Annotated in this window: 11 protein-coding genes; 3 read left to right on the top strand and 8 right to left on the bottom strand. The window is 74.0% G+C overall.

Features of this window, described 5'->3' with window-relative positions:
* Positions 1 to 14: 14 nt before the first annotated feature.
* Complete coding sequence (locus ACY0MR_RS32960) at positions 15 to 788, bottom strand: GNAT family N-acetyltransferase (RefSeq protein ID WP_473557074.1); 774 nt, start codon at positions 786 to 788, stop codon at positions 15 to 17.
* A 94-nt stretch (positions 789 to 882) separates the two neighbouring features.
* Positions 883 to 2,100 carry a cytochrome P450 gene (locus ACY0MR_RS32955; RefSeq protein ID WP_473557071.1) on the bottom strand — a complete coding sequence of 406 codons (1,218 nt, stop codon included), beginning with the start codon at positions 2,098 to 2,100 and terminating at the stop codon, positions 883 to 885.
* 194 nt (positions 2,101 to 2,294) lie between these two features.
* Between ACY0MR_RS32955 and paaK the strand changes: the two genes are divergently transcribed.
* Positions 2,295 to 3,584, top strand: a complete 1,290-nt coding sequence (gene paaK, locus ACY0MR_RS32950; protein WP_473557069.1) for a phenylacetate--CoA ligase PaaK — start codon at positions 2,295 to 2,297, stop codon at positions 3,582 to 3,584.
* A gap of 76 nt (positions 3,585 to 3,660) precedes the next feature.
* Here the strand turns inward: paaK and ACY0MR_RS32945 are convergent, their stop codons facing one another.
* Positions 3,661 to 5,178: a fatty acyl-CoA synthetase gene (locus tag ACY0MR_RS32945; protein WP_473557067.1), complete on the bottom strand. Its 1,518-nt coding sequence runs from the start codon at positions 5,176 to 5,178 to the stop codon at positions 3,661 to 3,663.
* 157 nt (positions 5,179 to 5,335) lie between these two features.
* Between ACY0MR_RS32945 and ACY0MR_RS32940 the strand changes: the two genes are divergently transcribed.
* Positions 5,336 to 7,735, top strand: coding sequence for a penicillin acylase family protein (locus ACY0MR_RS32940; RefSeq protein WP_473557065.1), 2,400 nt, complete (start codon positions 5,336 to 5,338; stop codon positions 7,733 to 7,735).
* Here the strand turns inward: ACY0MR_RS32940 and ACY0MR_RS32935 are convergent.
* Positions 7,725 to 8,822: a calcium:cation antiporter gene (locus ACY0MR_RS32935; protein WP_388797153.1), complete on the bottom strand. Its 1,098-nt coding sequence runs from the start codon at positions 8,820 to 8,822 to the stop codon at positions 7,725 to 7,727. The genes ACY0MR_RS32940 and ACY0MR_RS32935 overlap by 11 nt on opposite strands.
* A gap of 41 nt (positions 8,823 to 8,863) precedes the next feature.
* Complete coding sequence (locus tag ACY0MR_RS32930) at positions 8,864 to 9,268, bottom strand: MarR family winged helix-turn-helix transcriptional regulator (RefSeq protein WP_073903872.1); 405 nt, start codon at positions 9,266 to 9,268, stop codon at positions 8,864 to 8,866.
* 153 nt (positions 9,269 to 9,421) lie between these two features.
* On the opposite strand from ACY0MR_RS32930, the gene ACY0MR_RS32925 reads away from it, so the two are divergent.
* Complete coding sequence (locus ACY0MR_RS32925) at positions 9,422 to 10,327, top strand: nitroreductase/quinone reductase family protein (protein WP_388797150.1); 906 nt, start codon at positions 9,422 to 9,424, stop codon at positions 10,325 to 10,327.
* A gap of 75 nt (positions 10,328 to 10,402) precedes the next feature.
* Here ACY0MR_RS32925 and ACY0MR_RS32920 read toward each other — a convergent pair whose 3' ends face one another.
* The 3 genes from ACY0MR_RS32920 to ACY0MR_RS32910 form a co-directional block, all read right to left on the bottom strand.
* Positions 10,403 to 11,107, bottom strand: a complete 705-nt coding sequence (locus ACY0MR_RS32920; protein ID WP_403310743.1) for a GNAT family N-acetyltransferase — start codon at positions 11,105 to 11,107, stop codon at positions 10,403 to 10,405.
* A 227-nt stretch (positions 11,108 to 11,334) separates the two neighbouring features.
* Positions 11,335 to 12,891 (bottom strand): acyl-CoA synthetase, encoded by a 1,557-nt coding sequence (locus tag ACY0MR_RS32915; RefSeq protein WP_473557061.1) that lies wholly within the window; start codon positions 12,889 to 12,891, stop codon positions 11,335 to 11,337.
* Positions 12,888 to 13,997, bottom strand: coding sequence for an NAD(P)H-dependent flavin oxidoreductase (locus ACY0MR_RS32910; RefSeq protein ID WP_473557058.1), 1,110 nt, complete (start codon positions 13,995 to 13,997; stop codon positions 12,888 to 12,890). Before ACY0MR_RS32910 ends, ACY0MR_RS32915 begins: the two co-directional genes overlap by 4 nt.
* Positions 13,998 to 14,005 lie beyond the last annotated feature (8 nt).

Here is a 14,005-nt window from a genome sequence, read left to right as displayed (position 1 = left end):
CGGCGACCGGTCGGTCAGCCGTACAGGTAGGGGGTCGTGGTGGACAGCGTGCCGAACCCCAGGCGCTCCAGGATGGGGCGGCTCGTGTCGGCCGCGTCGACCTGGACGTAGCGGTGGCCGCGTTCGGCGGCGATGCGGGCGCGGTGGGCGACGAGGGCGCGGTAGAGGCCGCGGCCGCGCCAGCCCTCGACGGTGCCGCCGCCCCAGAGGCCCGCGAAGTCGGTGCCGGGGCAGAGTTCGAGGCGGGCGGCGCTGACGGGTTCGCCGTCGGCGAGGGCGACGACGGCGGTGACGGTGTCGGGGTCGGCAGCGAGCCGGTCCAGGAGCTGTCGTTCGAGCCGGCTGCTGTCGGTGCCGAAGGCGCGCTGGTGGACCTCGGCCACCTGCCGTACCCCCGACGCGTCGGTGACGGCGCGGAGTTCGACGCCGGCGGGCAGCGGTACGGCGTCGGGCAGGGCGGCGGCCTCGGCCGCCATCAGGGTCTCCGGGGGGTCGGCGGTGAAGCCGGCGGCGGCCAGCCGGGCCCCCAGGTCGCCGGGGGTGTCGTGGGCGTACAGCTTCCACTCGAAGGACAGGCCGGCGGCGCGGTAGTGGTCGATCTGAGCGGCGACGGCGCGGTCGGCGTCGGCGGCGGTCAGGCCGGACCAGAGGACGCCGTTCCAGGCGTGCGCGGGTCCCGTCTGGCGGACGACGCCGCCGACGTGCTCGATCCGGCAGCCGGGGCCGTCGGGACGGGCTTCGCGGCGGAGCTGGCGGTCGTACAGGTCACGAAGGTGCTGGGGTTCCATGCCGGTCACTCCAGCACTCCGGTTCAGGCCCGGGCAAAGGGGTTTGGCCGAGTCCTGCGTCTCGCGCCGTCCGCCGTCGGCCGTCCGTCTCCGGTCACCAGGTGACCGGGAGGGCCTCGGGGCCGCGGATGAGGGCCCCGCGCTGCCAGCGGAGCCGGTCCGGGGGCAGGGCGAGCCGCAGGTCGGGGAAGCGGGTCCACAGGGAGTCGACCAGGACCTCGGCCTCGATGCGGGCGAGGGCGGCGCCGGGGCACTGGTGGGGTCCGTGGCCGAAGGCGACGTGCGGGTTGTAGGGGCGGTCGAAGTCGAGGCGTTCGGGGTCGGCGAAGACGGCGGGGTCGCGGTTGGCCGTCAGGTAGGAGACGTAGACCGGGTCGCCGGCCGGGATGGTGACCCCGCCGACCTCGACGTCCTCCAGGGCGATCCGGGAGAGGCCGACGGCATTGCGGTGCGGGATGTAGCGGAGCAGTTCGTCGACGGCGCGCGGGACGAGCGCGGGATCGGCGCGCAGCCGGGCCAGGTGCTCGGGATGGGTGAGCAGCGCGTAGACCATGCCGGCGCTGTTGCCCCGCACGGCGTGGACGCCGCCGATCTGGACGAGGACGGCGAGCCCGACGGCCTCGCGCTCGGTGAGGGTGGCGTCGTCGACGGCGTCCGCGAGGACGGCGGCGAGGGTCTCGCGGCCGGTGCCGTGGCTTCGCCCGATGAGTTCGGTGAAGTAGCGGCCCATGTCGGCCTTGGCCCGCTCGCCCTCCTTGCGGCCGGTGGTGACGGCGGAGCCGATGGTGTCGGACCAGCGGGCCATCAGCGTCTGGTCGCCCTCCGGGACGCCCATCAGGGCGCCGGCGACGGCGAGGGCGAAGGGGCGGTGGACGAGTGCCACCAGGTCGGCGGGGGCTCCGTGCTCGTCGACCCGGTCGAGGAGCCGGTCCATGACCTGCTGGGCGTGGTCCCGGAGGGCCTTCAGCGGCCGGGGGCCGAAGGCGCGGGCGACGACCCGGCGCAGCCGGGTGTGGTCCGGCGGGTCGGCGAAGCCGACGGCGCCCTCCATGGGGACGAAGTGGGGGGCCACCCGGGTGACCGACCGGCCCCGGACGGCCTGGCGGCTGAAGCGGGGGTCTCCGGAGACGAGCTTGACGTCCTCGTACCGGGTGACGAGCCAGGCGTGGCCCTCGCCGTGCGGGAGCCGGACCCGGGTGACCGGGTCCTCGTGCAGCAGCCTGGCCAGCAGCGGGTCGAAGTCGAGTCCGGTGAGGTCGGGGACGGCCCAGAAGTGGGCCTGCGGGGCGTCCGCGTCGTTGGTGGTGGTCACGGGGGCACCCTTCCCCGGCGGGGCCGCCTCCGCTGCCCGGAATGAGGGGAAAGACCCCAAGGTGTGACGGGGACGAGGGCGGGGAACCTCACCCGCGCCTCTTGCCAACCCCCCGGTACCTCCGGTTTTACTGGCCGGGAACGGATCGACCGAATGATCGGTCGTCCGTTTTACGACCGTGGAGGAGTGGCGCGATGACGGAACTGCTGGACAGCGGCGAGCGGCTCGGACGCGAGGAGCTGGCGGCCCTCCAGCTGGAGCGGCTGCGGGCGACCCTGCGGCACGCGTACGAGAAGGTGGACTTCTACCGGCGCTCCTTCGACGCCGCCGGGGTGACCCCCGAGGACTGCCGCACGCTCGCGGACCTGGCCCGCTTCCCCTTCACCGCCAAGACCGACCTCCGCGACCACTACCCCTTCGGGATGTTCGCGGTCGACCAGTCCCGGATCCGGCGGATCCACGCCTCCAGCGGCACCACCGGCCGCCCCACCGTCGTCGGCTACACCGACGGCGACCTCGACCTGTGGGCGGACGTGGTCGCCCGCTCCCTGCGCGCCGCCGGAGCCCGCCCCGGGCACAAGGTGCACGTGGCGTACGGATACGGCCTGTTCACCGGCGGACTCGGCGCGCACTACGGCGCGGAGCGGCTCGGGTGCACGGTGATCCCCGCCTCGGGCGGCATGACGGCCCGGCAGGTCCAGCTCATCCAGGACTTCCGCCCCGAGATCATCATGGTGACCCCCTCCTACATGCTGACCCTGCTCGACGAGTTCGAGCGGCAGGGCGTGGACCCGCGGTCGACCTCCCTGAAGGTCGGCGTCTTCGGCGCCGAGCCCTGGACGGAGGCGATGCGGAAGGAGATCGAGGAGGCCTTCGCGATCGACGCGGTCGACATCTACGGCCTGTCGGAGGTGATCGGCCCCGGCGTGGCGCAGGAGTGCGTGGAGACCAAGGACGGCCTGCACATCTGGGAGGACCACTTCTATCCGGAGATCGTCGACCCCTTCACGGGCGAGGTGCTGCCGGACGGCGCGGAGGGCGAGCTCGTCTTCACCTCGCTCACCAAGGAGGCCATGCCGATCGTCCGCTACCGGACGCGCGACCTGACCCGCCTGCTGCCGGGGACGGCCCGGGTGTTCCGGCGGATGGAGAAGGTCACCGGACGCAGCGACGACATGATCATCCTGCGCGGGGTGAACCTCTTCCCGACCCAGATCGAGGAGATCGTGCTCCGCACCCCGGCGGTGGCCCCGCACTTCCAGCTGCGGCTGACCCGCGAGGGCCGGCTCGACGCCCTGACCGTACGGGCCGAGGCCCGCGCGGACGCGACGTCCGAGCAGCGCGCGGAGGCCGCCCGGTCGATCGCGGCGGCGGTCAAGGACGGGATCGGGGTCTCGGTGGCGGTCGAGGTGGTCGACCCGGAGACGCTGGAGCGCTCGGTGGGCAAGATCAAGCGCATCGTGGACCTGCGGAAGACGCCGTAGCCGGGCCCCGCCGCCCGGTGTGGCGCGGGCGACGGCAGCCTCCCGTACACCGGGACGGCCCGGCGGGAGGACCGGCTCAGCCGGCCCGACCGTCCGCGTACCGGTCGCGGAGGTCCCGCTTGAGGATCTTTCCGCTGGCGTTGCGGGGCAGTTCCGGCAGGAAGTGGACGCGCTTGGGGGCCTTGAAGGCGGCGAGGTGCGCACGCGCGTGGGCGAGGAGTTCCGCCTCGGTGACCTCGCCGCGGGGGACGACCACCGCCGTGACCGCCTCGATCCAGCGGTCGTCGGGGAGGCCGATCACGGCCACCTCGGCGACGCCGGGGTGGGTGTAGAGCGCGTCCTCCACCTGGCGCGAGGCGACCAGCACGCCCCCGGAGTTGATGACGTCCTTCACCCGGTCGACGATCGTGAGGTAGCCCTCGGCGTCGCGGACGGCGAGGTCACCGGAGCGGAACCAGCCGTCCCGGAAGGCCGCCGCCGTCTCCTCGGGCTTGCGCCAGTAGCCGTCGCAGAGCTGCGGGGAGCGGTAGACGATCTCGCCGGGGGTGCCGTCGGGCACGTCGTCGCCCTTCTCGTCGACGACCCTGGCCTCGACGTGCCGGACGGGCCGCCCGCAGGAGTCCATCCGCCCCTCGTGCTCGTCGGGGCCGAGGACGGTGGCGAGGGGGCCGATCTCGGACTGGCCGAAGCAGTTGTAGAAGCGGATTCCGGGGAGCCGGGCGCGCAGCCCTTCCAGGACGGGCACGGGCATGATCGAGGCCCCGTAGTAGGCCTTGCGCAGGGCCGAGAGGTCGCGGTGCGCGAAGTCGGGGTGGCCGGCGAGGCCGATCCACACCGTGGGAGGGGCGAAGAGGCTGTCGGCGAGACCCGCCTCGACCAGGTCGAGGAGCACCGCCGGGTCGGGGCCGTCGACGAGGGTGTTCTCGGCGCCGACCGCCAGGTAGGGCAGCAGGAAGACGTGCATCTGGGCCGAGTGGTAGAGCGGCAGCGCGTGCACCGGCCGGTCGTCCTCGTGGAGGTCCAGCGCCTCGATCGCGCTCGCGTACGCGTGGACGAGGGCGCGGTGGGACATCGCCGCCCCCTTGGGCAGGGCCGTGGTCCCCGAGGTGTAGAGCAGCTGGACGCAGTCCCGGGCGTCGCGGTCGGCGTCGTACTCCTCCGGCTCGGCGAGCGCGTCGAGGAGCGAACCGGGCGCGTCCCGCAGCGCCTTGACCGCGAACCCGTCCGGTACGCGGCCCGCGAGGGCGGGGTCGGCGAGGACCAGGGAGGCCTCGGACTGCTCCAGGAGATACGCCAGGTCCCCGCCCGTCAGGTGGTGGTTGACGGGCACGTGGATCAGCCCTGCCCGGGAGCAGGCGAGGAACGCGATCAGGTAGGCGTCCGAGTTGTGGCCGTAGGTCGCGACCCGGGCGCCCTCCGGCAGGCTCAGCCCGTGGTGCGGCCCGCGCAGGACGGCCGCGGCCGTGGAGACGGCCGCGTCCAGCTCGGCGTACGTCCAGCCCCGGCCGGCGTGGCGGACGGCGACCCGGTCGGGGACGCGCCGGGCGCTCATGCGCAGGACACCGTCGACGGTGCGGCTGAGGAGTCGGTCCATGCCGCGATCCTCCGCGCGCACCCGGCGGAAGGTCAAGTACCGTGCGGCCGCGCCGCACCGGCTCGGACCTCGGATACCGAACGGGATGTTGACACGGGGCCGCGCACCTGCGTGCATGGTCCAACCCGTCCTGCCCGTCCGTCCGTTGGGAGGCACCTTGCACCTCCGCACCCGCCTGAAGCAGTGGGCGCTCACCGCGTCCGCCCTCGCCGTGGTCTCCGCCGCGCTGCCTGGCGCGGCGGTCGCCGACACCGGGGACCGGGGCCACCACCCCTCCGACCGCGGCCTGTCGGCGGTCATCCGGTACACCGAGTACGGCATCCCGCACATCGTGGCCCGCGACTACGCGAACCTCGGGTTCGGGACGGGCTGGGCCCAGGCCGCCGACCAGGTGTGCACGCTCGCCGACGGCTTCCTGACGGTGAACGGGGAGCGCTCCCGGTACTTCGGCACGGACGCCGCCCCGGACGGCTCCCTCTCGTCCGCCGCCACCAACCTCTCCAGCGATCTGTACTTCCGCGGGGTGAAGGACGCCGGGACCGTGGAGGCGCTGCTCGCGACCCCCGCGCCGGCCGGCCCGAGCCGGGACCTGAAGGAGCTCATGCGGGGCTGGGCGGCCGGGTACAACGCCTGGCTGCGCAAGAACCGCGTCTCGGATCCGGCGTGCGCCGGGGCGGACTGGGTCCGCCCGGTGACCGCCCTCGACGTGGCCCGGCGCGGCTTCGCCGTCTCGGTGCTCGGCGGCCAGGGCCGTGCCGTCGACGGCATCACCGCCGCCGCTCCGCCGGCCGCCCCCGCCGCCGGCCGGGCCGGCGCCTCCGGACCGGTCCCCGATCCGGAGCGGGCGGCGGAGGCCGCCCGGGAGCTGTTCGCCGCCGAGAACGCCACGATGGGCTCCAACGCCGTCGCCTTCTCGGGGTCCGCCACCGCGAACGGGCGGGGACTGCTCCTCGGCAACCCGCACTACCCGTGGCAGGGCGGCCGCCGGTTCTGGCAGTCGCAGCAGACCATCCCCGGCGAGCTGAACGTCTCGGGCGCCTCCCTCCTGGGCACGACCGTCGTCAACATCGGCTTCAACGACAAGGTGGCCTGGAGCCACACGGTGGCCACCGGCGTCCCGCTCAACCTGCACCAGCTGACGCTCGTCCCGGGCGACCCGACGGCGTACCTCGTGGACGGGCGGCCGGAGCGGATGACCCCGCGCCGGGTGACCGTCCCGGTCAGGGGCGCGGCCCCGGTCACCCGGACCCAGTGGTGGACCCGGTACGGCCCGGTCGTCGGCGGCCTCGGCGCGCAGCTCCCGCTGCCGTGGACGGCGGGCACGGCGTACGCGCTGAACGACCCCAACGCGAGCAACCTGCGCGGCTCCGACACGGCGCTCGGGTTCGGCCGGGCGCGCTCCACCGCGGACGTCGCCGAGACCCTGCGGCGCACGCAGGGGCTGCCCTGGGTCAACACGATCGCGGCGGACTCCGCGGGCCATTCCTTCTTCAGCCAGTCGCAGGTCCTCCCCCGGATCACCGACGAGCTCGCGGCCCGCTGCTCGACACCGCTCGGCCGGGCCACGTACCCCGCCTCGGGGGTCGCGGTGCTCGACGGCTCGCGGTCGGACTGCGCGCTCGGCTCGGACCCGGACGCGGTGCAGCCGGGTGTCTTCGGTCCGGCGAGGATGCCGGTGCTCCGGGACACCCCGTACGTGGCGAACTCCAACGACAGCGCCTGGCTGACTCACGCGGAGCGGCCCCTCGCGGGCTACGAGCGGATCTTCGGCACGATCGGCACCCCGCGCTCGCTGCGCACGAGGGGCGGGATCGAGGACGTGGCCGCGATGGCCGCGCGGGGCGACCTGACGGTGTCCGACCTCCAGCGCCAGCAGTTCGCCAACCGCGCCCCGGCCGGCGACCTGGCGGCGGCGGACGCCGCGCGGGCCTGCGAGACGGCGCTGCCGGGCGACCCCGAGGCCTGCCGGGTGATCGGGGCCTGGGACCGGACGGTGAACACGGACAGCCGGGGCGCGCTGCTCTTCGACCGGTTCTGGCGGAGGTTCACGGCCACCGTGCCGGCGGCCCGGCAGTGGAAGGTGCCGTTCTCTCCGGCGGATCCGGTCCGCACCCCGAACACCCTCGACACGGACGCCCCGGGCTTCGCGAAGGCCCTGGCGGACGCGGTGGCGGAGCTGCGGGCGGCGGGGATCGCGCTGGACGCGCCGCTGGGCGCCCACCAGTTCGTGGTGCGGAACGGCACGCGCATCCCGGTGAGCGGCGGCACCGAGTCGCTGGGCGTCTGGAACAAGACGGAGCCGGTGTGGAACCCGTCGGGCGGCGGCTACACGGAGGTCGCGCACGGGACCAGCCACGTGCAGGCGGTCGGCTGGGACGGCGGCCGGTGCCCGGTGGCCCGCACCCTGCTCTCGTACGCGCAGTCGTCGGACCCGACGTCGCCGCACTACAGCGACCAGACGCGGCTGTACGCGGGCGGGCGCTGGGTGACCTCCCGGTTCTGCGAGAGGGACATCCTGCGCTCGCCCGCGCTGCGGGTGGTGGTCGTCAGGGGCTGAACGACAGGAACACGAAGGCGGCGAAGATCGAGAGGTGGACGCCGCCCTGGAGGAGATTGGCCCGTCCGGGCACCACGGTCAGGGCGCTCACCACTCCGGTGAGGACGAGCAGGACCATGTGGAGCGGACCCAGGCCCAGGACCAGGGGCCCGGACAGCCAGATCGAGGCGAGCGCGATCGCCGGAATCGTCAGGCCGATGCTGGCGATCGCGGAGCCGTAGGCGAGGTTCAGGCTGGTCTGGACGCGGTCTCTGCGGGCCGCGCGGACGGCGGCGAGGGTCTCGGGCAGCAGCACCATCAGGGCGATGACGACACCGACGACCGCCTTGGGCAGGCCGGCCGACTGGACCCCGTCCTCGATCGTCGGGGAGATCACCTTGGCGTTGCCGACGACGGCGACGAGGGCAACCACGAGGAGCCCGAGGCTGGTCCAGGCGTCGCGCCGGGTCGGCGGGTCCGCGTGGTCGTCCTCCGTGTCCTGGCCGGGACGCGGGACGGGCAGGAAGTAGTCCCGGTGACGGACCGTCTGGACGCCGACGAAGACGCCGTACAGACAGAGGGAGGCGACGGCGGCGAAGGCGAGCTGGACGCCGGAGAACTCGGGACCCGGGTGGCTGGTGGTGAAGGTGGGCAGGACGAGCGTCATCGTGGCCAGGGTGCAGACGGTGGCCAGGGCGCCGCCGGACCCCTCGGCGTTGAACACGGCGATCCGGTTGCGGAGCGCGGCCACGAGGAGGGAGAGGCCGACGATGCCGTTGCAGGTGATCATGACGGCGGCGAACACGGTGTCCCGCGCGTAGGTCGACGTCTTCTCGCCGCCTCCCACCATCAGCGAGACGATGAGCCCGACCTCGATGACGGTGACGGCCACCGCGAGGACGAGCGAGCCGTACGGTTCGCCCACCCGGTGGGCGATGACCTCGGCGTGGTGGACCGCGGCGAGCACGGCGGCGATCAGGCAGAGCGCGATGAACCCGACGGCGAACCCCGGGAGGTCGCGCCCCCAGGCCCCGACAAGCGCAAGTGCGGCCACCACCGGCCCCCAGGTGGTCCACTGCCGTGTCAATGACGCCGTGCTCGAACTCATGATCCGCATCCTGCCACAAAGGGGGCTTTCGCCCGGTTCGGTCAATCCAAGGGGTCGCTGAGGCCGCGCTCGTACGCGGTGAGGGTCTCGAGGAACATCCGCCGCTGCGCCGCGTCGAGCGGCGCGAGGGCGGAGCGCCAGGCGTCGGCGCTCCGGCCGAGCCAGCCGTCGATGGCGGCGGCGTGCGCCGGCGCGATGGAGACGATCTTGCGCCTGCGGTCGGCGGGGTCCTCGACCCGTTCCAGTACGCCCTTCTTCGCCAGGTCGCCCACCATGAGACTCACGGTCGTCGGGGCGATCTCCAGGCGGGCGGCGAGCTCGTTGACGCTCAGCGACCCGTCGAAGAGGAGATAGGCGAGCAGGGACAGGTGACGGGGCGCGAGCGTGAGCGTCTGCAGTTCCTCGGGAATCCTGATGCGCTTCGCCCGCGAGACCATCCGAGGCATGAGCAGCAGCAAGGTGCGCACGGCCTCGTCGAGTTCCGGCCCGGCGGCGGCCTCGTCCCCCTCGTGTGCGGTTGACACCGTGCACCCTCCCTTTTAGCTTTGCTTTCAAAGCAAATAGATCCTTCGGAATCGATGCTACCGGAAGGCACAGCCATGCCTGATCTCAACCGACAGGTCATCGAGGAGTTCCGCGCCAACGGCGGCCGGGTGGGCGGGATGTTCGAGGGCGCGGCCCTGCTCCTGCTCACCACCACGGGCGCCCGCAGCGGACGCCCGCACACCAACCCGGCCGTGTACGCGCGCGATGGGGAGCGGCTGCTCGTCTTCGCGTCGAACGCCGGCGGGCCGAAGCACCCCGCCTGGTTCCACAACCTCGGCGCCCACCCATACGTGACCGTCGAGATCGGCACGCCGGAGGGGACCGTCGAGCGCTTCGGGGCGACGGCGGTGGTGACGGAGGGCGGGGAGCGGGACCGGCTGTACGCGGAGCAGGCCGCCCGCGACCCCGGCTTCGCCGCCTACCAGGCCGCCACGGACCGGATCATCCCGGTCGTCGCCCTGCACCGGGTGGACCTCGGGGACCCGGCCCGGCACCGGGCCATCGCCGACCGCCTGGTCACGGTCCACGCCGAGCTGCGGGCCGAACTGCTGTCGCTGCGGGAGGAGCTGGACTCCGCCGCGGCGGAGGCGGGGAGCCCGGCGGCGCGCGCGGCCTCGGTGGTACGGAGCACCCCGGCGCTCGGCGGGCAGCTCGCCCGCCACTGCCTGACGTTCTGCGGCGCGCTGCACGCCCACCACCACAACGAGGACAGCGCCTTCGACCTCCTGGAGGGCGAGTTCCCCGAGCTGTCCGGGGCGTTGGACCGGATGCGCGAGGAGCACCGGGTGGTCGCCCGCACGGTGGAGGAGCTGGAGGCGCTCCTCGCCTCGGACGCCGCTCCCGCGACCCTCCGGGCGGAGGTGGACCGGCTCGCGGCCCGGCTGGAGGAGCACTTCGCCCACGAGGAGGCGCAGCTGGTGCCGGTGCTGACCCGTACGGGGCCGGTTCCTCGCCCGTAGGTCCGCGGGCGGCGGGCCCGTTCCTCGCCCACAGGTCCGCGGGCGGCGGGCCCGGCCCGGCGCCGGACGCGGGTGCTACCGGGTGCGGAAGCCGCGGAAGGTCACCGGCCGGCGCGTCACGAAGCCCAGCTTCTCGTACAGCGCGATCGCCCCGGTGTTGGCCTCGGCGACGTGGAGGAAGGCCCCCTCGCCCCGCGCCTCGACGCGCGCCGCGAGCGCGCCCACCAGGCGGGCCGCGTGGCCTCGGCCCCGGGCCTCGGGCGCGGTGCAGACCGCGCTGATCTCGGTCCACCCCGGGGGCCGGAGCCGCTCGCCGGCCATGGCCACCAGCTCGCCCCTCTCGCGGATGCCGAGATAGGTGCCGAGCTCGGGTGTGCGGGACCAGAACGGCCCGGGCCTGGTGCGTTCGACGAGTTCCAGCATCTCGGGCACGTCGTCCGCGCCGAGTTCGACCACGGGTCCGTCCGCCTCGTCGCCCGGGGACAGGGCGTCGGCGCCCTCCGGCCGGATCATCTGGCGGCCCTCCAGGACGAAGACGGGCTCCCAGTCGGCCGGCGGAAGGACAGGGCAGCTGAACAGGTCGGCGAACGCGTCCCGGCCGAGGAGTTCCACGAGGTCGGCCCACCGCGCCGGATCCGGGTCCGCGGACACGGCGGCGAAGGTCGAGACGTCCGGCAGATAGGTGGCGGCCCCGCCGACGCGGCGGGCGAGGTGCGCGTGCGGGCCCCGCAGGGACTCCCCCACGGGGTCGTCAAGGACGAAGGGATCGCGATCCGCCATCGTGGGGTGCCTCTCGAACTCCGTGCCGAACGGGAGAGGCGGCCACCCTGGGTGACCCCCTCGCGCACGAAGTCTAGGCCGGACGACCCGGCGGCCCCCGGCCGGGTCGCATGGGGTCCGGTCCGGTCCGGTCGGGTGGGTCGGGTCCCGTACCGCTGTGGCCTCCGTGACCGCGGACGGCCGGAGCGGGCTCCCCCGCGCTTCCGAGCCGCCCCGGCCGCCGTCGTCTAGAGCGGACGCTCCCGCCCCTCCCAGTACGGCTCCCGCAGACGGCGCTTGTACAGCTTTCCGTTGGGGTCCCGGGGCATGGCGGCGACGAAGTCGACCGACTTCGGGCGCTTGAAGCCGGCGAGGCGGTCGGCGCAGTGGGCCAGGATCTCCCCGGCGAGCGCCGCGCCGGGTTCGTGTCCCTCGGCCGGCTCGACGACCGCCTTGACCTCCTCGCCCCAGTCGGGGTGCGGGATGCCGAAGGCGGCGGCGTCGGCGACGGCGGGGTGGGCGAGGAGGGCGGCCTCGATCTCGGCGGGGTAGATGTTGACCCCGCCGGAGATGATCATGTCGATCTTCCGGTCGCGCAGGAAGAGGTACCCGTCCTCGTCGAGGAGGCCGAGGTCCCCGACGGTGAAGAAGTCGCCGATGCGGTTCTTCGCGGTCTTCGCCTCGTCCTTGTGGTACCGGAACCCGCCGGTGTTCATCTTCAGGTAGACGGTGCCGAGTTCGCCGGGCGGCAGCCGGACGCCGTCGTCGTCGAAGACGGCGAGTTCGCTGATGGGCCAGGCCCGGCCGACCGTGCCGGGCTTCTTCAGCCACTCTTCGGCGGTCGCGAAGGCCCCGCCGCCCTCGCTCGCGGCGTAGTACTCCTCCACGCACCGCCCCCACCAGTCGATCATGGCCCGCTTGACGTGCTCGGGGCACGGCGCGGCGCCGTGGATGGCGTGGCGCATCGAGGAGACGTCGTAGCGGTTCCGCACCTCCTCGGGCAGCGCGAGCAGGCGGTGGAACTGGGTGGGGACCATGTGCGTGTGGGTGCAGGCGTGGCGGTCGATCAGACGGAGCATCTCCTCCGGCGTCCACCGGTCCATGAGGACCAGGGGGTGCCCGATGTGCAGGGCCGCGGCGGCGAACTGGAGCACCGCCGTGTGGTAGAGCGGCGAGCAGACGAGGTGGACGTTCCCGTCGGCCGGCCGGATGCCGAAGATGCCGAGGAAGCCGCCGAGGTGGGTCTCCTCGGGGAGCTTCCCGGGGAGGGGGCGGCGGATGCCGCGGGGCCGTCCGGTGGTGCCGGAGGTGTAGTTCATGACCCAGCCGAGGGTGCGGTCGGCGGGCGGCGCCTCGTCCTGGCCGTCGAGCAGGTCGGCGTACGGGCGGAAGCCGGGGATCGCGCCGACGGCGTAGCGGTGGGTGGAGGGGAGCCCGGCCTCGTCGGCGGCGTGGGTCACGGCCTCGGAGAACCGTTCGTGGGCGACGAGGACCTTGGCGCCGGAGTCGGCGACGATCCAGGCGATCTCGGGGGCGACGAAGTGGTGGTTGACCGGGACGAGGTAGAACCCGGCCTGACCGGCCGCGAGATGGGCGGTGAGGAACTCCGGGCCGTTGGGCAGGACGACGGCGAACGCGTCCCCGCGCTCCAGGCCCGCCGCCCGCAGGCCGTGGACCAGCCGGTTGGCCTCGGCGTGGAGCCGGCCCGCGGTCCACTCCTCGCCGTCGGGTGCGACGAGGACCGTGCGGCCGGGGTCGGCGGTGGCCTGCGCCCAGAATCCGGTGGCTGCGGCTGCCTGGCTCATGACTCGCTCCGTCCGGCGATGCGGTTGACGCGGTCGACGGCCTTCTCGAAGCCGCGGGTGAGCTCGTCCACGACCTGCTGGACGCTGCGCTCGGAGTTCATCCGGCCGACGATCTGGCCGACGGGGGTGCCGAGGAGGGGTTCCACCTCGTAGCGCTGGATACGGGAGACGGCCTCGGCGACGAGCAGCCCCTGGAGCGGCATGGGGAGCGGGCCGGGTCCCGCCGGGTCGTCCCAGGCGTCGGTCCATTCGGTGCGGAGCTGGCGGGCCGGCTTCCCGGTCAGCGCGCGGGAGCGGACGGTGTCCCCGGATCCGGCGGCGAGGAGCTTGGCGGTGAGGGCCCGGGAGTGCAGTTCGGCCTCGGTGGTGGTGAGCCAGATCGAGCCGAGCCAGACGCCCTGGGCGCCGAGGGCGAGGCCGGCGGCGATCTGCTCGCCGCTGCCGATGCCGCCGGCGGCGAGGACCGGCAGCGGGGACACGGCGTCGACGACCTCGGGGGTGAGCACCATGGAGGCGATCTCCCCGGTGTGGCCGCCGGCCTCGTAGCCCTGGGCGACGACGACGTCGATGCCGGCGTCGGCGTGGTGCCGGGCGTGCCGGGCGCTGCCGGCGAGGGCGGCGACGAGGACGCCGTGGTCGTGGGCGCGGGCGACGACGTCGGGGGGCGGGGAGCCGAGGGCGTTGGCGAGGAGTCGGATCGGGTAGTCGAAGGCGACGTCGAGCTGGTTGCGGGCGACCTGCTCCATCCAGCCGGTGATGCGCCAGCCGGACTCCTCGCCCTCGGCGAGTTCGGGAACCCCGTGCTTGGCGAGCGTGGCCCGGACGAAGGCCCGGTGCTCCTCCGGGATCATGGCCTCGACCTCGGCCTCCGTGACTCCCTCGACCTTCTTGGCCGGCATCACGACGTCGAGGCCGTAGGGCAGGCCGTCGGTGTGCTCCTGCATCCAGTCGAGGTCGCGGGCGAGGTCGTCGGGGGCGGTGTAGCGGACCGCGCCGAGGACGCCGAACCCGCCGGCTCTGGTCAGTGCGGCGGCCACGGCGGGGAAGGGCGTGAAGCCGAAGATGGCGTGCTCGATCCCCAGGGTGCGACTCAGCTCCGTCTTCATGGGCGGCA

The organism is Streptomyces sp. JN8, assembly GCF_055808075.1.
This window is presented reverse-complemented; position numbering and strand designations above follow the sequence as displayed.

Excerpts from the sequence above, each read along its gene's own strand:
- ACY0MR_RS32960 (WP_473557074.1), bottom strand. The coding sequence starts at position 788 with ATGGAACCCCAGCACCTTCGTGACCTGTACGACCGCCAGCTCCGCCGC.
- paaK (WP_473557069.1), top strand. The coding sequence starts at position 2,295 with ATGACGGAACTGCTGGACAGCGGCGAGCGGCTCGGACGCGAGGAGCTG.
- ACY0MR_RS32945 (WP_473557067.1), bottom strand. The coding sequence starts at position 5,178 with ATGGACCGACTCCTCAGCCGCACCGTCGACGGTGTCCTGCGCATGAGC.
- ACY0MR_RS32935 (WP_388797153.1), bottom strand. The coding sequence starts at position 8,822 with ATGAGTTCGAGCACGGCGTCATTGACACGGCAGTGGACCACCTGGGGG.
- ACY0MR_RS32930 (WP_073903872.1), bottom strand. The coding sequence starts at position 9,268 with ATGCCTCGGATGGTCTCGCGGGCGAAGCGCATCAGGATTCCCGAGGAA.
- ACY0MR_RS32925 (WP_388797150.1), top strand. The coding sequence starts at position 9,422 with ATGCCTGATCTCAACCGACAGGTCATCGAGGAGTTCCGCGCCAACGGC.
- ACY0MR_RS32920 (WP_403310743.1), bottom strand. The coding sequence starts at position 11,107 with ATGGCGGATCGCGATCCCTTCGTCCTTGACGACCCCGTGGGGGAGTCC.
- ACY0MR_RS32915 (WP_473557061.1), bottom strand. The coding sequence starts at position 12,891 with ATGAGCCAGGCAGCCGCAGCCACCGGATTCTGGGCGCAGGCCACCGCC.
- ACY0MR_RS32910 (WP_473557058.1), bottom strand. The coding sequence starts at position 13,997 with ATGAAGACGGAGCTGAGTCGCACCCTGGGGATCGAGCACGCCATCTTC.